We start from the raw sequence: 18,374 nt of genomic DNA on the forward strand, positions 1-18,374 counted from the left end.
ACGGCGGGAAGATATAGGGGTAGACGTAGATAGATCGTCAGAAACAAGAAAGCCCGCGCAGGGCGGGCTTCTTGAGGTGTTTCGTAGACTGTCTGAGACAGGTCTAGACTGCTATTTGGTGGAGCCGGGGGGATTTGAACCCCCGTCCGCCAGTACTCCGCTGTCGGTACTACATGCTTAGCCGTGTCTATTAAGTTAACCCTCAGCGACCCGACGGGCAGGGTGCTTTGGGCGAGTTGTGTAAGTTTTAGTCGCTTCGTCCACAACGTACTAGGCGACGATCCTGTTCTATATGACAATCATTTCGGGTTTACAGGCATCCCCTGATGATTGCTGGAGCCGAAGCTACCAGAAGGAAGGCTAGCACCGCTTACGCGGCGAGAGCGTATTCCCCGTAGGTTTCGTCATTGGCAACTATAGAAAGTTGCAACAGTGGATTTACGAGTTCTGTTACCAACTCGGCATGCACCTAAAGTTTCATCACCGGCGTCGAATCCAAATCGGCCCCGAGACTGCTTTCGCAATCACTGGGGCGCAGTGTACGCCAATTGGCGTGGCACGTCGACCCGTCTGCTGCAATCGTTCAGGCCAGCCTGGCTGGCCTGCTCGAAGCTTTACTTGGCGCCTTCGCTACCCGAGCCGGTGTTGTTCAATGACGTGATAGCTTTCTGAGTGATCTCAATGCATTTTTTCTCGTCTTTTTGAGCTTGGGCCGCCTTAGCGTTCTTCACCGTGGTTTCGAGCATGTCCGTGTTTCCGGTGCTCAGGTTTGTGTTGGTAGAGCCCACAGAGTTTTCAAGAGTCTTGATATTGGCAGAGCACAAATCATCGTCGGCAAAAACCGGCGAAGCCAACAGGGCGGCGCTGAGGAACAATCCAGTGAGGGCGGTACGCTTCATATGTCTCTCCTTGTAACCTGTGGACTCGGTATGGCCGGTGTTTGAGGCCGTCGCCCGAGGGGGTTGAAAGCCCGTTAACAGTTGGGCCTAAAGGATTGACTGTGGTGTAACGCAGGCGTTCTATTTTATTTTCGCAATACTGCGAAATAGCCACATTGCGCATTCAAGCACCAAAATGAGGCGATCTTCGCTTGGAGGTATCGAAAAGGTTGAAGCGGGGGAGTGGGGCGGGGTGTGGGGGTAAAGGGGTAGATATGAAGTGCCAAATATCCGGGTCAGGACATCTGGCACACGCCGGCGCCAGAAACTAGTCGTCCTTGCCCTTGGAGCGCACGGCACGCTGCAGCTCACGGTCCGAATCGCGTTCGCGTTCGGTGTGACGCTTGTCGTATTCCTTCTTGCCTTTACCCAGCGCAATTTCGCACTTGACCAGGTGCTCCTTCCAGTAAACGGAAAGGGCGACGCAGGCATAGCCTTTCTGCTGAACCGAGCTGGTGAGCTTTTCGAGCTCGCGCTTGTTCAGCAGCAGTTTGCGGGTGCGTGTCGGGTCAGCGATGACGTGTGTGCTGGCAGTCTTGAGAGGAGTGATGTGGCAACCCATCAGCCAGGCCTCGCCATCCTTGAGCAGCACATAACTGTCGACCAGCTGTACCTTGGTGGCACGCAGGCTTTTTACTTCCCAGCCAGACAGGACCAGACCGGCCTCGAACTTGTGTTCGATGAAGTAATCGTGACGCGCTTTCTTATTCTGCGCGATGGTCCCTGTAGGGTGTTTCTTGAGCTTAGCCATAGGGGGCGCATTATAGGCAGTTGCATCAATGTCGGCTACGGGAAAGCGCGTGCTTGAGCACAAAGGTTGAATCCCGGACAATGCGCGATCTTTTTTGGCTGGGCGTTTCGATAATGTCGACGGACAAGGTTTCGGTCCACGGTAGCTGGGCAAGCCGCTGGGTGTTCATCCTGGCTGCCACCGGCTCTGCTGTGGGGCTGGGCAGTATCTGGAAATTTCCGTACATGGTCGGTGCCTACGGCGGCGGTGCATTTGTACTGGTTTTTCTGGCGTGCATCGCGCTGATCGGTATTCCGGTCATGATCGCCGAGACGCTGATTGGTCGTCGTTCCCGGCTCAGTCCTGCGAATGCGCTCAAGACGCTGGCGCAGGAAGCGGGGCATTCGCCGCGCTGGTCCTGGGGTGCGTTTGCCGGGATGATCACGGCGCTGCTGATTCTCTCCTTTTATAGTGTGGTGGGCGGTTGGTCGCTGGATTACATCATCGACATGGGGCGCGGCGACTTTCAGGGTGTGTCGCCGGATCAGGTCGGTGCGTATTTCGGTGCGGTGATTGCCGACCCATGGCGTCTGATTCTGTGGCACACCATTTTCATGCTGCTGTCGGCGGTGGTGATCGGCAAGGGTGTCGAGGCCGGGCTGGAGAAAAGCCTGCGTATCATGATGCCGATGCTGTTCCTGCTGATGCTGGCGCTGTTGGGCTACAGCCTGACCACCGGGCATTTCATGGAAGGCGTGCATTTCATGTTCGACTTCAATCCCGAGAAGGTGCTGGATGGCTTGCTGCCCGCGATGGGGCATGCGTTCTTTTCCCTGAGCGTCGGTGTGGGCTCGATCATGGTCTACGGCGCGTACATGACCAAAGGCGCGTCGATCAGCAGCACGGTCGTCGGCATCGCGTTGCTCGATACCTTCGTTTCGCTGTTGGCCGGCCTTGCGCTGTTCCCCATCGTGTTCGCAGCAGGCCTGAACCCCAGCGAGGGGCCGGGCCTGATGTTCGTCACGTTGCCGTATGCATTCGGCAACGTCGCGTTCGGCCAGTTGATGGGCATCGTGTTCTTCGTATTGGTGGCCGTTGCAGCCTGGAGTTCGGCAATTTCGTTACTTGAGCCGATGGTCGCCTATCTGGTCGAGCGCACCCGTATTCGTCGCGCCTGGGTGACGTTCTGGCTGGCCTTTACCTGCTGGTTTGTCGGGCTGGGCACGGTGTTCTCGTTCAATATCTGGCAAAAAGCCAAGTTTTTCGTGAACGATGGAGGCGCATTCCACCTCTATCAATGGGGCGCATCGACTGGCCTGGACTTCTTCGGAGTCATTGATTTCTTCACTTCGCGGATCATGTTGCCGCTGGGTGGGTTGTGTTTTGTAGTATTCGCTGGTTGGGTGATGAGCCGTGAGACGGTGCGCGACGAATTGTCGATTCGCAGTCCGCTGTTCTTCAACCTGACGTACTTTTTGATGCGCTACGTGGCGCCGCTCGGCATTCTTGTGGTGTTTGCCGCTCAGCTCTGGAAATGACGCTCACATGACTACGCATATACAACGCTCTGCTTTACTGCCGTACCCGGCCGGGTTTCTTTATGACCTGGTCAATGATGTGGCTCGTTATCCCGAGTTTCTGCCGTGGTGTTCGTCCGCTACCGTGGTTGAAGCCAGTGAGGCGCAGATGCGCGCCAGCCTGGAGATCGCCAAGGGCGGTCTGAGCCAGAAGTTCATGACGCGCAACACGCTGGTTCCCGGTGAGTCGATCGTGATGGACCTGGTCGAAGGGCCGTTCGAACAGTTTCACGGTGTCTGGACATTCAAGCCGCTGGGCGAGAAAGCCTGCAAGATCAGTCTGGATCTGTCCTTCGATTATGCCGGCACCATCGTTCGCGCCACACTGGGGCCGCTGTTCAATCAGGCGGCCAACACGCTGGTGGATGCGTTCTGCCAGCGAGCGAAAGAGCTGCATGGCTGACGCATCGATTCAGATAGAGGTGGTCTACGCCTCTGTACAGCGCCAGGTATTGAAGACGGTCGATATCCCGGCCGGCTCTTCGGTGCGTCAGGCGCTGGCACTCAGCGGCATCGACAAGGAGTTTCCCGAACTGGATCTGAGCCAGTGCGCCGTGGGTATTTTCGGCAAGGTGGTGACTGATCCTGCTGCGCGGGTGCTGGAGGCGGGGGAGCGGATAGAGATTTATCGTCCGCTGGTGGCCGACCCCATGGAGATCAGGCGTCTGCGTGCCGCCAGGGCGCGTGAGAAAAGAGGGCTTCCCGGCTGAACGCAGGCTGAATGGAAAGCACAAAAAAGCCCGGCATGCCGGGCTTTTTGTTGGACGCTTTGGACTACCGGGAGTTGGTATCCAGCGGTTCCTGAGTCGGGACCGGTACGGTCTCGACGCTGTCCACGTCTTTCTGGATTTTATCCAGCAACGAACCTGGCTTGGCCGGCTCTTCAGGCTGCTGCACTGGCTGGTTCTCTGCCGGGACAGTGGTGTTGCTGTCCTTGCCGAGAATGGCTTCATCGCGGCTGACGCCGGGCATGAAGTCGCCAGACAGGCTCACGAGCTGGTCATTGCCGTTGAATATGAGGCTGACACGCTCCTGCTGGCGTTCACCGCCACCTGGCTGCAGGCTGTACAGGTAATCCCACCGATCGGAGTGGAAAGTGTCGGTCAGCAGGGGGTTGCCCATGATAAACCGTACTTGCCGCCGGGTCATTCCGGGGCGTAACTGGTCTATCATGTCCTGCGTGACGACATTACCCTGCTGGATGTCGATTTTGTAAACCCCGGGGAATGAACAACCGGCGAGTGCGAGCAGTCCCACGAAGGTGAAACTGGTTAGCAAGAGCTTGGTGTTTTGCATCGGTGGGCGACTTCCACTATCTTGGCTGGGACAACGTAAACTCCGATCATACCTGCATTAAGAGAAGCTGCGAAGCAGCGTCTGCGAGAAAGCTGACCATGGTTGAAAATAGCGAACTACGTAAAGTAGGACTCAAGGTAACCCTACCGCGGGTCAAAATACTGCAAATGCTCGATTCTGCAGAGCAACGCCACATGAGTGCCGAGGATGTCTACAAGGCTCTCATGGAGGCTAGCGAGGACGTCGGTCTGGCCACGGTTTACCGTGTTCTGACTCAGTTCGAGTCCGCTGGGCTGGTGGTGCGCCACAATTTCGACGGCGGTCATGCTGTGTTCGAGCTGGCTGATGGCGGCCACCACGACCACATGGTCAATGTGGAATCGGGTGAGGTGATCGAATTCTTCGACGAAGAAATCGAGAAGCTTCAAAAAGCCATTGTCGAGAGACACGGCTTTGACCTGGTGGACCACAATCTGGTGCTTTACGTCCGCAACAAGAAGGCGTAATCAGCAACAGGGGCGACCGCGGTCGCCTTTGTGCGTTCTATAGCTCAGCTTTTCGCCGTAACGACCATCTTTTTGGCGTGCGCCAGAGATTCCTTGGTCAGATCGATGCCGCCCAGCATTCGGGCGACTTCCTCTATACGTTCAGTCTTGCTGAGCCTGGACACCGCTGTGCGCGTTGCGTCGTTGTCGCGCACCTTGTGCACGAACAGGTGCTGATGACCCTGCGCCGCGACCTGCGGCAGGTGAGTGACGGTCATGACCTGGCCGCGCTCGCCCAGGCGACGCAGCAGTTGCCCTACGATCTCGGCGGTCGGTCCGCCAATCCCCACATCCACTTCATCGAATACCAGCGTCGGCACCCGCGAAGTTTGTGCGGTGATGACCTGGATCGCCAGGCTGATGCGCGACAGCTCACCCCCCGACGCGACTTTTGCCAGCGCTTTCAGTGGTTGGCCGGGGTTGGCGCTGACCAGTAGCTCCACCTGCTCCAGGCCGTGAGGCGAGGGTTCAACGCTGGCATTGGCTTTGAGGTCGATCTGGAAACGGCCGCCGGGCATGCCAAGGCGATGAATTTCCTGTTCCACAGCGCTGGCCAGTTTCGTCGCCGAATTGTGGCGCAGGTCGCTCAGCTCACGGGCTTTATCCTGATAGTGCCGGGCGAATGCCTGCACTTCATGCTCCAGGCGTTCGATGGATTCGTCGTTGGCATTCAGCGTTTCTATTTCATCCAGCAGCTTTTGTTGCAGTGTCGCCACTTCGCCCGGCTGGATGCGGTGCTTGCGCGCCAGTGTGTAAATGGCATCGAGGCGTTCTTCGAGCTGTTGCAGCCTGGCTGGGTCGGCATCGAAGTGATCCAGAAAGCGGTTCAGTTCTCCTACCGCTTCTTCTACCTGGATCTGTGCGCTGGACAGCAGGCCTGTGGCTTCGCTCAGGGCGGACGGGGAATGGTCGACGCTGCCAAGACGATGCAGGCTGGCGGTCAGGGCATTGAGCACGTTGCCGGAATCGCTTTCGCTGCACTGCTCGACCACTTGTCGGCAAATGCTCAGCAGGCTTTCGGCGTTGGTCAGGTCCTTGTGTTCCTGTTCGAGCTGTTCAAGCTCGTTTTCGCCCAGGCTCAGGCTTTCCAGCTCTTCGAGCTGATAGCTCAGCAACTGATGCCGTGCGCGTTGCTCGTCACCCGAGTTGGAAAGACGCTCGAGCTCCTGCCGCGTCTGCCGCCAGCGCTGTGCGGCGAGATGGACCTGACGGGCCAGATCGGTTGCGCCCGCGTATTCGTCGAGCAGGCGCCGATGGGTATCGGTCTTGAGCAGCGACTGGTGCTCATGCTGGCTGTGAATATCGATGAGCAGTTCGCCCAGCGCCTTCAGGTCGCCCTGAGGGCAGGGCGAGCCATTGATATAGGAGCGTGACCGACCTTCGGCAGTGATGACCCGGCGCAGGATGCAGGGGCCGTCGTTGTCCAGGTCGCGCTCTTTGAGCCAGGTCTGTGCCTCGGGAATGTCGCCCAGGTCGAACGTGGCCAGGATGTCGGCCTTGTCGGCGCCGGGCCTGACCACGCCGCTGTCGGCACGGTCGCCCAGGGTCAGGCCCAGGGCGTCGAGCATGATCGACTTGCCAGCGCCGGTTTCGCCGGTGATGACGCTCATGCCTCGATCCAGTTCAAGATCAAGGTGTTCGACAATGGCGTAGTTGTGTACGGAAAGGTGCACCAGCATTGAGCGGCTCCCGGGCTGTTTGTCTGGTTATTTATACAGTGTTTTATTTATGGCTGACAATGCCCTTGCTTAGCTCGATTTCATCGGTCTGCAGTGGTTTTTAGTCTCTCTTGAGTCGTTTCGCCATTTTTTGTCGGGCTGGAATCCGGATTATTTGTCAGGGGATGCGTATCTCGATCGCACGAAACCCTTGAAGCCGGAAAATCCGATCCCATATAGGTGGGCAGAAGCGCGAATCGGGATCGCGGACGTTTTTAGAGGAGAACATGTATGGCTGACGAACAGAATCTGGATGCGCAGGCTCAGGATCAGGCTGCCGAGGCGGGCGCGGGTGACGAACTGACAACCCGCGTGCAGGTGCTCGAAGAGCAACTGGCTGCTGCGCAGGACCAATCCCTTCGCGTGGCTGCGGATCTGCAGAATGTCCGCCGCCGTGCCGAACAGGATGTTGAAAAGGCGCACAAGTTTGCGCTGGAAAAATTTGCCGGTGATCTGTTGCCGATCATCGACAGTCTGGAGCGAGGCCTTGATCTGTCCAGTCCGGACGATGAAAGCATTCGCCCGATGCGTGAAGGCATCGAGCTGACCTTGAAGATGTTCCAGGACACCCTCAAGCGTTATCAGCTGGAAGCCATCGATCCGCACGGCCAACCGTTCAGTGCCGACCAGCACCAGGCGATGGCCATGCAGGAAAGTGCCGACGTTGAGCCCAACACAGTGCTCAAGGTATTTCAGAAGGGTTATCAGCTTAATGGTCGCCTGTTGCGCCCGGCCATGGTCGTGGTCAGCAAGGCACCATCGCCTGCAACGCCGTCAATCAACGAGCAGGCTTGAAATCAGCTGTAAGGCCCCCATTTAAAGGTCAAGCGTTTAAGAGCTACCGCACGGTGTAAACGCACTGGCGGCAACCAAATCCAAGTTTTGCAAGTTTCGGGAGAGTCAAAGATGGGCAGAATTATCGGTATCGACCTGGGGACTACCAACTCCTGCGTCTCCATTCTGGAAAACGGTAACGTCAAGGTTATCGAGAACGCCGAAGGTACACGTACTACACCTTCGATCATTGCTTACGCAAATGATGGCGAGATTCTGGTCGGCCAGTCCGCGAAGCGTCAGGCGGTCACCAACCCGCACAACACGCTGTACGCGGTTAAGCGTCTGATCGGTCGCAAGTTCGAAGAGGATGTCGTTCAGAAAGACATCCAGATGGTCCCTTACAAGATCGTCAAGGCTGACAACGGTGATGCCTGGGTTGAAGTGAATGGCCAGAAAATGGCGCCTCCTCAGATTTCCGCTGAAATCCTGAAGAAAATGAAAAAGACTGCCGAAGACTATCTCGGTGAAGCGGTTACCGAAGCGGTCATCACCGTTCCGGCCTACTTCAACGACAGTCAGCGTCAGGCTACCAAGGACGCTGGCCGTATTGCCGGTCTGGACGTCAAGCGCATCATCAACGAACCTACCGCAGCCGCGCTGGCTTACGGGATGGACAAGGCCAAGGGCGACCACACTGTCATCGTGTATGACCTGGGTGGCGGTACCTTCGACGTCTCGGTCATCGAGATCGCTGAAGTCGATGGCGAGCACCAGTTCGAAGTGTTGGCCACCAACGGCGACACGTTCCTGGGCGGTGAAGACTTCGACATTCGTCTGATCGACTACTTCGTCGACGAATTCAAGAAAGAAAGCGGCATGAACCTCAAGGGTGATCCGCTGGCCATGCAGCGTCTGAAAGAAGCTGCCGAAAAAGCCAAGATCGAGCTGTCTTCCAGCACCCAGACCGAAGTCAACCTGCCGTACATCACTGCAGACGCAACCGGTCCGAAGCACCTGGTAGTGAAGATTTCCCGCTCCAAGCTGGAATCGCTGGTTGAAGACCTGGTTCAGCGCACCATCGCTCCTTGCGAAATGGCGCTGAAAGATGCTGGCATCGACAGAAGCAAGATCAACGACGTGATTCTGGTCGGTGGTCAGACACGTATGCCGCTGGTTCAGAAGCTGGTGACCGAGTTCTTCGGCAAAGAAGCACGCAAAGACGTCAACCCTGACGAAGCCGTTGCCATGGGTGCTGCCATTCAGGGCGCAGTCTTGGCCGGTGATGTCAAAGACGTTCTGCTGCTGGACGTCAGCCCGCTGACTCTGGGCATCGAAACCATGGGCGGCGTGATGACTGCGCTGATCGAGAAAAACACCACGATTCCTACCAAGAAATCCCAGGTGTTCTCGACTGCCGATGACAACCAGAACGCGGTAACCATTCACGTCCTGCAGGGTGAGCGTAAGCAAGCCGCTCAGAACAAGTCTCTGGGCAAGTTCGACCTGGCCGAGATTCCACCTGCTCCACGTGGCGTGCCACAGATCGAAGTAACCTTCGACATCGACGCAAACGGTATTCTGCACGTTGGTGCGAAAGACAAGGCCACCGGCAAGCAGCAGTCCATCGTTATCAAGGCCAACTCCGGTCTGTCCGAGGAAGAAATTCAGCAGATGGTTCGCGATGCTGAAGTCAACTCCGAAGAAGATCGCAAGTTCGAAGAGCTGGCCTCTGCCCGTAACCAGGGTGATGCGCTGGTCCACTCGACTCGCAAGATGATCGCTGACGCGGGTGACAAGGTCACTGCTGAAGAGAAGACTGCGGTAGAAGCTGCGCTGGTTGCTCTGGAAGCCGCTATCAAGGGCGACGACAAGGCTGCCATTGAAGCCAAGGTCGAAGAGCTGTCGAAGGTTTCCGCGCCAATCGCTCAGAAGATGTATGCCGAGCAGGCTGAAAACCCGGACGCTGCGGCCAAGCCAGCTGAAGAAACTGCCAAGGCTGACGATGTTGTCGACGCCGAGTTTGAAGAAGTAAAAGACCACAAGTAAGCGCAGGCTCACTTGAACGCCGGTTGACCTCTTTCGAGCGCTGACTGGTAGGATGTCGCCGCGCGGGAGCTTGCTCCCGCGTTGGCGTGTCTGGAACAGGCAAAAATTTCGGCGTGTGGAGTTGCTCCGCACGCCACGTGGCAAGATCGCGACGCTCCTGCGTGGCGAATCATTCTGCCGCTTTCTCGGCCGGATGCATCTGGCTGCTGAACGAAGACCAGGATCGTTGAATCGACGTGAGTTGGGTCCGGGCCTGTATGGGGCTCAACGAGTTTGGTGCGGCTCAGGAGAGCCTTCGCCGAACGTCCTCAAGAGTGCGGAAGAATTATGGCAAAGCGTGATTATTACGAAGTGTTGGGAGTGGAGCGAGGCTCCAGCGAGGCGGACCTGAAGAAGGCTTATCGCCGTCTGGCGATGAAGCATCACCCTGACCGCAACCCTGATGACAAAGCATCGGAAGAGCTGTTCAAAGAGGCCAACGAAGCCTACGAAGTGCTTTCCGACGCCAGCAAACGCGCGGCCTACGATCAGTATGGCCATGCCGGTGTCGACCCGAGCATGGGTGGCGGCGGTGGTTTTGGTGGCGGTGCCGGTGGCGCCAACTTCTCCGATATCTTCGGCGATGTGTTCAGCGACTTCTTTGGCGGCGGCCGTGCCGGTGGCGGCGGTGGTCGTGGCGGCGCTCAGCGTGGCAGCGACCTGCGCTATACGCTGGAGCTGAATCTGGAAGAGGCGGTTCGCGGTACTAACGTGAATATCCGCGTTCCGACGCTGGTCAACTGCAAGCCGTGCGACGGCAGCGGCGCCAAGAAAGGTTCTTCGCCGGTCACATGCCCTACGTGCGGCGGCATTGGTCAGGTGCGCATGCAGCAGGGGTTCTTCTCTGTGCAGCAAACCTGTCCGCGCTGCCACGGCCACGGCAAGATCATCTCTGACCCGTGCGATTCCTGCCATGGCGAAGGCCGCGTCGAAGAGTCCAAGACGCTTTCCGTCAAAGTGCCGCCAGGTGTTGATACTGGTGACCGCATTCGTCTGTCTGGCGAAGGCGAGGCGGGTACCCAGGGTGGCCCGACCGGCGACCTGTATGTCGTGATCAATGTGCGCGAGCACGCGATCTTCCAGCGTGACGGCAAGCACCTGTTCTGCGAAGTGCCTATCAGCTTTACCGATGCAGCGCTGGGCGGCGAGCTTGAGGTGCCGACGCTCGACGGTCGCGTCAAACTGAAGATCCCCGAAGGTACCCAGACCGGCAAGCAGTTCCGCTTGCGTGGCAAGGGCGTCGCTCCGGTGCGTGGTGGTGGTGCCGGTGACTTGATGTGCCGTGTTGCCGTCGAAACCCCGGTTAACCTGAGCAAGCGTCAGCGCGAGCTGCTTGAAGAGTTCCGCACCTCGCTTGAAAACGACGAGTCCCACTCTCCGAAAGCCAGTGGCTGGTTTGAGGGTGTGAAGCGTTTCTTCGGCGATCTGTAAGGCTATCAACGGGAGCAGGGCATGCGACGTATTGCTGTAGTTGGCGCCGCCGGGCGTATGGGCAAGACCTTGATCGAGGCGGTTCAGCAGGCGCCGGGCGCCGGGTTGACCGCCGCTATCGATCGTCCTGACAGCACGCTGGTGGGGGCTGATGCGGGCGAACTGGCTGCGCTGGGCCGTATCGGTGTGCCGCTTTCAGGTGATCTGGCAAAGGTGGCGGACGAGTTCGACGTCCTGATCGACTTTACCCACCCGTCGGTGACGCTGAAAAATCTGGCGTTCTGTCGCAAGGCAGGCAAGGCGATGATTATCGGCACCACCGGTTTCAGCGCCGAAGAGAAGCAGCGTCTGGAAGAGGCGGGCAAAGACATTCCCATCGTCTTTGCTGCCAATTTCAGTGTCGGCGTGAATCTGTGTCTGAAGCTGCTCGACACCGCTGCGCGCGTTCTGGGTGATGAGGTCGATATCGAAATCACCGAAGCGCACCACCGGCACAAGGTCGATGCGCCGTCCGGCACCGCCTTGCGCATGGGTGAAGTGGTTGCCAATGCGCTGGGTCGCGATCTGGAAAAAGTCGCGGTCTACGGCCGTGAAGGTCAGACCGGTGCGCGTGATCGTCAGACCATCGGGTTTGCGACCCTTCGTGCCGGTGACATAGTGGGTGATCACACCGTGCTGTTCGCCGCGGACGGTGAGCGGGTCGAGATCACGCACAAGGCGTCCAGTCGCATGACCTTCGCCAAGGGTGCTGTGCGGGCTGCAATGTGGCTCGACGGCAAGGCGCCAGGGCTTTACGACATGCAGGATGTGTTGGGTCTGCATTGATTTCATACAGGGCCATTCGTGGCCCTGTCGCATTTCCCCGCATTTCAGGCTCATTGGTGGTAGACCAAAATGGGCCTTTTCTGTAAGCTACAGCTTTAGTGTGTCCACTAAAAGCGCGCAGATGATTCCATAAGAAAGCGGGGTGACGTAACTACGTCATTCCGCTTTTTTGCAGCCTGCGATCGCCCTTTCAGGTTTTATTTACGGGAGGTCTTCTTGACTAAGCCAGCCATACTCGCCCTTGCTGATGGCAGCATTTTTCGCGGCGAAGCCATTGGAGCCGACGGTCAGACCGTTGGTGAGGTGGTGTTCAACACCGCAATGACAGGCTATCAGGAAATTCTTACCGATCCTTCCTACGCCCAGCAGATCGTTACCCTGACTTACCCGCATATCGGCAACACCGGCACCACCCCTGAAGACGCAGAGTCGGATCGCGTCTGGTCCGCCGGCCTGGTCATTCGCGACCTGCCTCTGGTCGCCAGCAACTGGCGTAACAAGCTGTCCCTCGGTGATTACCTGAAAGCCAACAACGTCGTTGCCATCGCTGGCATCGATACGCGTCGCCTGACCCGCATCCTGCGTGAGAAAGGCGCCCAGAACGGCTGCATCCTGGCCGGCGATAACATCACCGAAGAGGCAGCCATCGCCGCTGCCCGCGGCTTCCCGGGCCTCAAGGGCATGGACCTGGCCAAGGAAGTCTGCACCAAGGACACCTACGAGTGGCGTTCCAGCGTCTGGGATCTGAAAACCGACAGCCATCCTGAAATCGCCGCGTCCGAGCTGCCTTATCATGTGGTCGCCTACGATTATGGCGTCAAGGTCAACATTCTGCGCATGCTGGTCGAGCGCGGTTGCCGGGTAACCGTGGTGCCGGCGCAAACGCCTGCCAGTGAAGTGCTCGCCTACAAGCCGGACGGCGTTTTCCTGTCCAACGGCCCAGGTGACCCGGAGCCGTGCGATTACGCCATCAAGGCGATCAGGGAAGTGCTGGAAACCGACATTCCGGTGTTCGGCATCTGCCTTGGCCACCAGTTGCTGGCACTGGCCGCGGGTGCCAAGACCGTGAAGATGGGCCACGGCCACCACGGTGCCAACCACCCGGTCCAGGATCTGGACACCGGTGTGGTCATGATCACCAGCCAGAACCACGGTTTTGCGGTGGATGAGGCAACCCTGCCGAGCAACGTTCGCGCCATTCACAAGTCGCTGTTCGACGGCACCCTGCAGGGTATCGAACTGACCGACAAGAGCGCATTCAGCTTCCAGGGTCACCCTGAAGCGAGTCCGGGCCCGAACGACGTCGCGCCTTTGTTCGATCGCTTTATCGAAGCCATGGCCAAGCGCCGCTGACCGGTTGCCTTGAGACTGTAATACGCAGGTGCCCAGGGCGGCCCCGGACTCAGTGTCCGGTCGCTGCCGCCCAGGCCACCTCAGACAAATGTTCAAGACGGCTTGCCGACTGACCTGCGGATTTGAGTGACAACCCATGCCAAAACGTACAGATATTAAAAGCATCCTGATTCTCGGCGCCGGCCCCATCGTGATCGGCCAGGCCTGTGAATTCGACTACTCCGGCGCCCAGGCCTGCAAGGCTCTGCGTGAGGAGGGTTACCGCGTCATCCTGGTGAACTCCAACCCGGCCACCATCATGACCGACCCGGCCATGGCCGACGCCACCTACATCGAGCCGATCAAGTGGCAGACCGTTGCCAAGATCATCGAAAAAGAACGTCCGGACGCACTGCTGCCAACCATGGGCGGCCAGACCGCTCTGAACTGCGCACTGGATCTTGAGCGCGAAGGCGTTCTGGAGAAGTTCGGTGTCGAAATGATCGGCGCCAACGCTGACACCATTGACAAGGCAGAAGACCGTTCGCGCTTCGACAAGGCGATGAAGTCCATCGGCCTGGCGTGCCCGCGCTCCGGCATCGCGCACAGCATGGAAGAAGCCAACGCGGTTCTTGAAAAGCTCGGCTTCCCTTGCATCATCCGTCCGTCGTTCACCATGGGTGGCACCGGCGGCGGTATCGCTTACAACCGTGAAGAGTTCGAAGAAATCTGCGCCCGTGGTCTGGACCTGTCGCCGACCAAGGAACTGCTGATCGACGAATCGCTGATCGGCTGGAAAGAGTACGAAATGGAAGTTGTCCGCGACAAAAAGGACAACTGCATCATCGTCTGCTCGATCGAAAACTTCGACCCGATGGGCGTGCACACCGGTGACTCGATCACCGTTGCGCCGGCACAGACCCTGACCGACAAGGAATACCAGATCCTGCGTAATGCCTCGCTGGCAGTGCTGCGCGAGATCGGCGTTGAAACCGGTGGCTCCAACGTTCAGTTCGGCATCTGCCCGAACACCGGCCGCATGGTCGTGATCGAGATGAACCCGCGTGTATCGCGCTCCTCGGCGCTGGCCTCCAAGGCGACCGGCTTCCCGATCGCTCGCGTTGCCGCCAAGCTGGCAGTCGGCTACACCCTCGACGAGCTGTCGAACGAAATCACTGGCGGCAAGACCCCGGCATCGTTCGAACCGTCAATCGACTACGTCGTCACCAAGCTGCCGCGCTTTGCCTTCGAGAAATTCGCCAAGGCCGATGCGCGTCTGACCACTCAGATGAAGTCGGTCGGTGAAGTCATGGCCATCGGTCGTACCTTCCAGGAATCCCTGCAGAAAGCCCTGCGCGGCCTGGAAGTCGGTGTGTGCGGTCTTGATCCGAAGCTGGACCTGAGTCATCCGGAAAGCATGAGCACGCTCAAGCGCGAGCTGACCGTGCCGGGCGCCGAGCGTATCTGGTACGTCGCCGATGCCTTCCGCGCCGGCATGACGGTCGAAGAAATCTTCGCCATGAACATGATCGACCCATGGTTCCTGGTGCAGATCGAAGACCTGATCAAGGACGAAGAGAAGATCAAGACTCTGGGGCTGTCGGCGATCGACCGCGACGTCATGTTCCGTCTCAAGCGCAAGGGCTTCTCCGACGCGCGTCTGGCCAAGCTGCTGGGCGTTACCGAGAAGAACCTGCGCACGCACCGTCACAAGCTCGAAGTGTTCCCGGTCTACAAGCGCGTCGACACCTGCGCCGCCGAGTTCGCAACCGACACCGCGTACCTGTACTCGACCTACGAGGAAGAGTGCGAAGCCAACCCTTCGACGCGTGACAAGATCATGATCCTGGGTGGCGGCCCGAACCGCATCGGCCAGGGTATCGAGTTCGATTACTGCTGCGTACACGCCGCGCTGGCACTGCGTGAAGACGGTTACGAGACCATCATGGTCAACTGCAACCCGGAAACCGTGTCCACTGACTACGACACCTCGGACCGTCTGTACTTCGAGCCTGTCACCCTGGAGGACGTGCTGGAAATCGTCCGTGTCGAGAAGCCGAAAGGTGTGATCGTCCAGTACGGTGGCCAGACGCCTCTGAAACTGGCGCGTGCTCTTGAAGCCGCCGGCGTACCGATCATCGGCACCAGCCCTGATGCCATCGACCGTGCCGAAGACCGCGAGCGCTTCCAGCACATGGTCGAGCGTCTGAACCTGCGTCAGCCGCCAAACGCCACTGTGCGCAGCGAAGACGAAGCGATTCGTGCCGCAGCGAAGATCGGTTATCCACTGGTGGTGCGTCCGTCCTATGTACTGGGTGGCCGTGCGATGGAAATCGTTTACCAGGAAGACGAACTCAAGCGTTACCTGCGCGAAGCGGTTCAGGTGTCCAACGACAGCCCGGTGCTGCTCGACCACTTCCTGAACTGCGCAATCGAGATGGACGTCGACGCGGTCTGCGACGGTACTGACGTAGTGATCGGTGCGATCATGCAGCACATCGAGCAGGCGGGCGTTCACTCCGGTGACTCCGCGTGCTCGCTGCCGCCGTACTCGCTGCCGGCTCACATCCAGGACGAAATGCGCGAGCAGGTCAAGAAGATGGCACTGGAGCTGGGCGTTGTCGGCCTGATGAACGTGCAGCTGGCGCTTCAGGGCGAAGACATCTACGTCATTGAAGTCAACCCGCGTGCATCGCGTACCGTGCCGTTCGTTTCCAAGTGCATCGGTGTTTCCCTGGCAATGATCGCTGCCCGCGTGATGGCAGGCAAAACGCTGAAAGAGCTGAATTTCACCAAGGAAATCATTCCGAACTTCTACAGCGTGAAAGAGGCAGTGTTCCCGTTTGCCAAATTCCCTGGTGTTGACCCTATCCTCGGCCCGGAAATGAAATCGACCGGTGAAGTGATGGGCGTGGGTGATACCTTCGGTGAAGCGTTTGCCAAGGCCCAGATGGGCGCAAGCGAAGTGCTGCCGACTGGCGGTACCGCGTTCATCAGCGTACGTGACGATGACAAACCTCTGGTTGAAGCGGTCGCTCGTGACCTCATCAATCTCGGCTTCGAGATCGTCGCCACCGCAGGCACTGCCAAGCTGATCGAAGCGGCGGGCCTGAAAGTGCGTCGCGTCAACAAGGTGACCGAAGGCCGTCCGCATGTGGTCGACATGATCAAGAATGACGAAGTCACTCTGATCATCAACACCACCGAAGGTCGCCAGTCGATCGCGGATTCCTACTCCATCCGTCGCAACGCCCTGCAGCACAAGATTTACTGCACCACTACCATTGCAGCAGGCGAAGCGATCTGTGAAGCGCTCAAGTTCGGTCCGGAGAAGACCGTACGTCGCTTGCAGGATCTCCATGCAGGATTGAAGGCATGATCAAATACCCAATGACCGTCCAGGGCGCTCGCGCCCTGGAAGAAGAGCTGACCCACCTGACCAAGGTGGTCCGTCCCAAGTTGAGCCAGGACATCGGTACTGCGCGCGAACTGGGCGACCTCAAGGAAAACGCCGAATACCATGCTGCCCGCGAGCAGCAGGGGATGGTCGAGGCGCGTATTCGTGATATCGAAGGCCGCATGCAGAACGCTGTGATCATCGACGTCACGACGATTCCGCACACCGGCAAGGTGATTTTCGGCACGACAGTCGAAATCGCCAACGTCGAGACTGACGAAAGTGTGGTCTATCAGATCGTGGGTGAGGACGAAGCGGATATCAAGAAAGGCAAGATTTCAGTGGGTTCGCCCATTGCCCGTGCCTTGATTGCCAAGGAAGAGGGTGACGTCGTCGTGGTGAAAACGCCGAGTGGCGTTATCGAGTACGAAATCATCGAAGTGCGTCATATCTGATGCTGGCGCCCGTTTTTACGGGCGCTTTCGGCGGCAAAAAAGAGTCAGGGCGCGCTTTTGGCGGCCCTGACTTCTGTTTTTATCCGTGCGCGCGGTGGACGTTGGACAGTTGCTTGTTTACCTTTGGGTTCTTGCGATAGATCAACGCCATTTTGCCGATGACCTGAACCAGGTCGGCAGAACCGGCCTTGCACAGTTCTGCGATGGCGCCGAGACGGCTTTCGCGGTCGAGGATGTTGAGCTTGATCTTGATCAGCTCATGATCGCTCAGGGCGCGTTCAAGCTCTGCAAGTACACCTTCAGTCAAACCATTGTCAGCCACGATCAATACCGGTTTCAGATGGTGGCCAATGGATTTGTATTGTTTCTTCTGCTCTGGAGTGAGCGGCATAATCTGACCTCTGCGTCTGATCTTTTAAAAGCGGCGGCCAGTTTACCCGAGCGAGTCCGGGACCGCCCAGTTAATCACGACTCGTTTATTTTTGAGGTGCCCCGTGGCCCGTTCCAAGACAAGCCATAACTGGCTCAAAGAACACTTCGACGACAAGTACGTCAAAATGGCGCAGAAGGACGGCTACCGTTCGCGCGCCAGTTACAAGCTGCTCGAGATCCAGGAAAAGGACAAACTCATCCGTCCGGGCATGACCGTGATCGACCTCGGCGCAGCGCCGGGAGGCTGGTCACAAGTGACCAGTCGTCTGATCGGCGGTCAAGGTCGTCTGATCGCTTCCGACATCCTTGAAATGGACAGCATCCCCGACGTGACCTTCATTCAGGGGGATTTTACCGAGGATGCGATTCTTGAGCAGATCCTCGAGGCAGTCGGTAATACGCAGGTAGACCTTGTGATTTCCGATATGGCCCCCAATATGAGTGGATTGAGCGCTGTAGATATGCCGCGTGCAATGTTTCTCTGCGAATTGGCGCTCGATCTTGCCGGTCGGGTACTGCGTCCCGGTGGCGATTTTCTGATCAAGGTCTTCCAGGGTGAAGGCTTCGATGTCTACCACAAGGACATTCGCAAGCTGTTCGACAAGGTGCAGATGCGCAAACCGTCGTCGTCCCGCGACAGGTCACGCGAGCAATACCTGCTGGCTCGCGGCTTTCGCGGAATTGATGGCGCGGCCAGCATCGAACGTTTTTGACAAGGCGCGATAGCTTTTTTCAAATGGCGTTACCGATGCAGCATGACTGAACATTATGTTGTCAAAGTTTCACAAAGGGTTACAGACGGTGTCTGCCGCATCTGTAGGTTCTGTAGTAAGTTA

Annotated in this window: 17 protein-coding genes and 1 other RNA gene; 12 read left to right on the forward strand and 6 right to left on the reverse strand. The window is 58.0% G+C overall.

Annotation, left to right across the window (positions count from 1 at the left end; all coding sequences use genetic code 11):
* Window positions 1-116 precede the first annotated feature (116 nt).
* The 3 genes from ssrA to smpB form a co-directional block, all read right to left on the reverse strand.
* Window positions 117-508, reverse strand: a transfer-messenger RNA (tmRNA) gene (ssrA, locus tag KBY02_RS01910).
* Window positions 509-614: 106 nt separating this feature from the next.
* Entirely contained in the window at window positions 615-899 is a 285-nt protein-coding gene (locus tag KBY02_RS01915; RefSeq protein ID WP_003400145.1) for a hypothetical protein, read from the reverse strand.
* 307 nt (window positions 900-1,206) lie between these two features.
* Window positions 1,207-1,689 (reverse strand): SsrA-binding protein SmpB, encoded by a 483-nt coding sequence (gene smpB / locus KBY02_RS01920; protein ID WP_003400147.1) that lies wholly within the window; start codon window positions 1,687-1,689, stop codon window positions 1,207-1,209.
* Between the two features lie 113 nt (window positions 1,690-1,802).
* Between smpB and KBY02_RS01925 the strand changes: the two genes are divergently transcribed.
* From KBY02_RS01925 to KBY02_RS01935, 3 genes are read left to right on the forward strand one after another with little or no spacing between them, the layout of a single operon-like run.
* Window positions 1,803-3,206, forward strand: a complete 1,404-nt coding sequence (locus KBY02_RS01925) for a sodium-dependent transporter (protein ID WP_024650992.1) — start codon at window positions 1,803-1,805, stop codon at window positions 3,204-3,206.
* A gap of 7 nt (window positions 3,207-3,213) precedes the next feature.
* Complete coding sequence (locus KBY02_RS01930) at window positions 3,214-3,648, forward strand: type II toxin-antitoxin system RatA family toxin (protein WP_003400153.1); 435 nt, start codon at window positions 3,214-3,216, stop codon at window positions 3,646-3,648.
* Window positions 3,641-3,955: an RnfH family protein gene (locus KBY02_RS01935; RefSeq protein WP_024650993.1), complete on the forward strand. Its 315-nt coding sequence runs from the start codon at window positions 3,641-3,643 to the stop codon at window positions 3,953-3,955. Before KBY02_RS01930 ends, KBY02_RS01935 begins: the two co-directional genes overlap by 8 nt.
* A gap of 64 nt (window positions 3,956-4,019) precedes the next feature.
* On the opposite strand, the gene KBY02_RS01940 is transcribed toward KBY02_RS01935, so the two are convergent.
* Window positions 4,020-4,541 carry an outer membrane protein assembly factor BamE gene (locus KBY02_RS01940; RefSeq protein WP_003400155.1) on the reverse strand — a complete coding sequence of 174 codons (522 nt, stop codon included), beginning with the start codon at window positions 4,539-4,541 and terminating at the stop codon, window positions 4,020-4,022.
* 98 nt (window positions 4,542-4,639) lie between these two features.
* Here KBY02_RS01940 and fur point away from each other — a divergent pair, with 98 nt between their 5' ends.
* Window positions 4,640-5,047: a ferric iron uptake transcriptional regulator gene (fur, locus tag KBY02_RS01945; protein WP_003400156.1), complete on the forward strand. Its 408-nt coding sequence runs from the start codon at window positions 4,640-4,642 to the stop codon at window positions 5,045-5,047.
* Window positions 5,048-5,091: 44 nt separating this feature from the next.
* Here fur and recN read toward each other — a convergent pair whose 3' ends face one another.
* Window positions 5,092-6,765, reverse strand: coding sequence for a DNA repair protein RecN (gene recN, locus KBY02_RS01950; protein WP_003418848.1), 1,674 nt, complete (start codon window positions 6,763-6,765; stop codon window positions 5,092-5,094).
* A 270-nt stretch (window positions 6,766-7,035) separates the two neighbouring features.
* On the opposite strand from recN, the gene grpE reads away from it, so the two are divergent.
* The 7 genes from grpE to greA all read left to right on the forward strand — a co-directional run bounded on the left by grpE (window position 7,036) and on the right by greA (window position 17,106).
* Window positions 7,036-7,599: a nucleotide exchange factor GrpE gene (gene grpE / locus KBY02_RS01955; protein ID WP_003313642.1), complete on the forward strand. Its 564-nt coding sequence runs from the start codon at window positions 7,036-7,038 to the stop codon at window positions 7,597-7,599.
* Between the two features lie 111 nt (window positions 7,600-7,710).
* Complete coding sequence (gene dnaK, locus KBY02_RS01960; RefSeq protein WP_003400158.1) at window positions 7,711-9,627, forward strand: molecular chaperone DnaK; 1,917 nt, start codon at window positions 7,711-7,713, stop codon at window positions 9,625-9,627.
* A gap of 327 nt (window positions 9,628-9,954) precedes the next feature.
* Window positions 9,955-11,097: a molecular chaperone DnaJ gene (dnaJ, locus tag KBY02_RS01965; RefSeq protein WP_003395180.1), complete on the forward strand. Its 1,143-nt coding sequence runs from the start codon at window positions 9,955-9,957 to the stop codon at window positions 11,095-11,097.
* Window positions 11,098-11,118: 21 nt separating this feature from the next.
* Window positions 11,119-11,922, forward strand: a complete 804-nt coding sequence (gene dapB / locus KBY02_RS01970; protein ID WP_003400159.1) for a 4-hydroxy-tetrahydrodipicolinate reductase — start codon at window positions 11,119-11,121, stop codon at window positions 11,920-11,922.
* A 216-nt stretch (window positions 11,923-12,138) separates the two neighbouring features.
* Window positions 12,139-13,275, forward strand: coding sequence for a glutamine-hydrolyzing carbamoyl-phosphate synthase small subunit (carA, locus tag KBY02_RS01975; RefSeq protein WP_003400160.1), 1,137 nt, complete (start codon window positions 12,139-12,141; stop codon window positions 13,273-13,275).
* A 136-nt stretch (window positions 13,276-13,411) separates the two neighbouring features.
* Window positions 13,412-16,633 carry a carbamoyl-phosphate synthase large subunit gene (carB, locus tag KBY02_RS01980; RefSeq protein ID WP_003340565.1) on the forward strand — a complete coding sequence of 1,074 codons (3,222 nt, stop codon included), beginning with the start codon at window positions 13,412-13,414 and terminating at the stop codon, window positions 16,631-16,633.
* Window positions 16,630-17,106: a transcription elongation factor GreA gene (gene greA / locus KBY02_RS01985; RefSeq protein ID WP_003400161.1), complete on the forward strand. Its 477-nt coding sequence runs from the start codon at window positions 16,630-16,632 to the stop codon at window positions 17,104-17,106. Before carB ends, greA begins: the two co-directional genes overlap by 4 nt.
* A 79-nt stretch (window positions 17,107-17,185) precedes the next feature.
* On the opposite strand, the gene KBY02_RS01990 is transcribed toward greA, so the two are convergent.
* Entirely contained in the window at window positions 17,186-17,497 is a 312-nt protein-coding gene (locus KBY02_RS01990) for a YhbY family RNA-binding protein (protein WP_003340569.1), read from the reverse strand.
* A gap of 103 nt (window positions 17,498-17,600) precedes the next feature.
* On the opposite strand from KBY02_RS01990, the gene rlmE reads away from it, so the two are divergent.
* Window positions 17,601-18,251: a 23S rRNA (uridine(2552)-2'-O)-methyltransferase RlmE gene (gene rlmE / locus KBY02_RS01995; protein WP_003313635.1), complete on the forward strand. Its 651-nt coding sequence runs from the start codon at window positions 17,601-17,603 to the stop codon at window positions 18,249-18,251.
* The last annotated feature ends 123 nt before the right edge of the window (window positions 18,252-18,374 follow it).

Source organism: Pseudomonas sp. P129, from assembly GCF_020312195.1.
In the GTDB taxonomy this organism is placed as follows: domain Bacteria; phylum Pseudomonadota; class Gammaproteobacteria; order Pseudomonadales; family Pseudomonadaceae; genus Aquipseudomonas; species Aquipseudomonas fragariae.

Coding starts and splice junctions, on each gene's coding strand:
- KBY02_RS01930 (WP_003400153.1), top strand. CDS start 3,214: ATGACTACGCATATACAACGCTCTGCTTTACTGCCGTACCCGGCCGGG.
- KBY02_RS01935 (WP_024650993.1), top strand. CDS start 3,641: ATGGCTGACGCATCGATTCAGATAGAGGTGGTCTACGCCTCTGTACAG.
- carB (WP_003340565.1), top strand. CDS start 13,412: ATGCCAAAACGTACAGATATTAAAAGCATCCTGATTCTCGGCGCCGGC.
- greA (WP_003400161.1), top strand. CDS start 16,630: ATGATCAAATACCCAATGACCGTCCAGGGCGCTCGCGCCCTGGAAGAA.
- KBY02_RS01925 (WP_024650992.1), top strand. CDS start 1,803: ATGTCGACGGACAAGGTTTCGGTCCACGGTAGCTGGGCAAGCCGCTGG.
- grpE (WP_003313642.1), top strand. CDS start 7,036: ATGGCTGACGAACAGAATCTGGATGCGCAGGCTCAGGATCAGGCTGCC.
- smpB (WP_003400147.1), bottom strand. CDS start 1,689: ATGGCTAAGCTCAAGAAACACCCTACAGGGACCATCGCGCAGAATAAG.
- fur (WP_003400156.1), top strand. CDS start 4,640: ATGGTTGAAAATAGCGAACTACGTAAAGTAGGACTCAAGGTAACCCTA.
- dnaJ (WP_003395180.1), top strand. CDS start 9,955: ATGGCAAAGCGTGATTATTACGAAGTGTTGGGAGTGGAGCGAGGCTCC.
- KBY02_RS01990 (WP_003340569.1), bottom strand. CDS start 17,497: ATGCCGCTCACTCCAGAGCAGAAGAAACAATACAAATCCATTGGCCAC.
- dnaK (WP_003400158.1), top strand. CDS start 7,711: ATGGGCAGAATTATCGGTATCGACCTGGGGACTACCAACTCCTGCGTC.
- dapB (WP_003400159.1), top strand. CDS start 11,119: ATGCGACGTATTGCTGTAGTTGGCGCCGCCGGGCGTATGGGCAAGACC.
- KBY02_RS01940 (WP_003400155.1), bottom strand. CDS start 4,541: ATGCAAAACACCAAGCTCTTGCTAACCAGTTTCACCTTCGTGGGACTG.
- KBY02_RS01915 (WP_003400145.1), bottom strand. CDS start 899: ATGAAGCGTACCGCCCTCACTGGATTGTTCCTCAGCGCCGCCCTGTTG.
- recN (WP_003418848.1), bottom strand. CDS start 6,765: ATGCTGGTGCACCTTTCCGTACACAACTACGCCATTGTCGAACACCTT.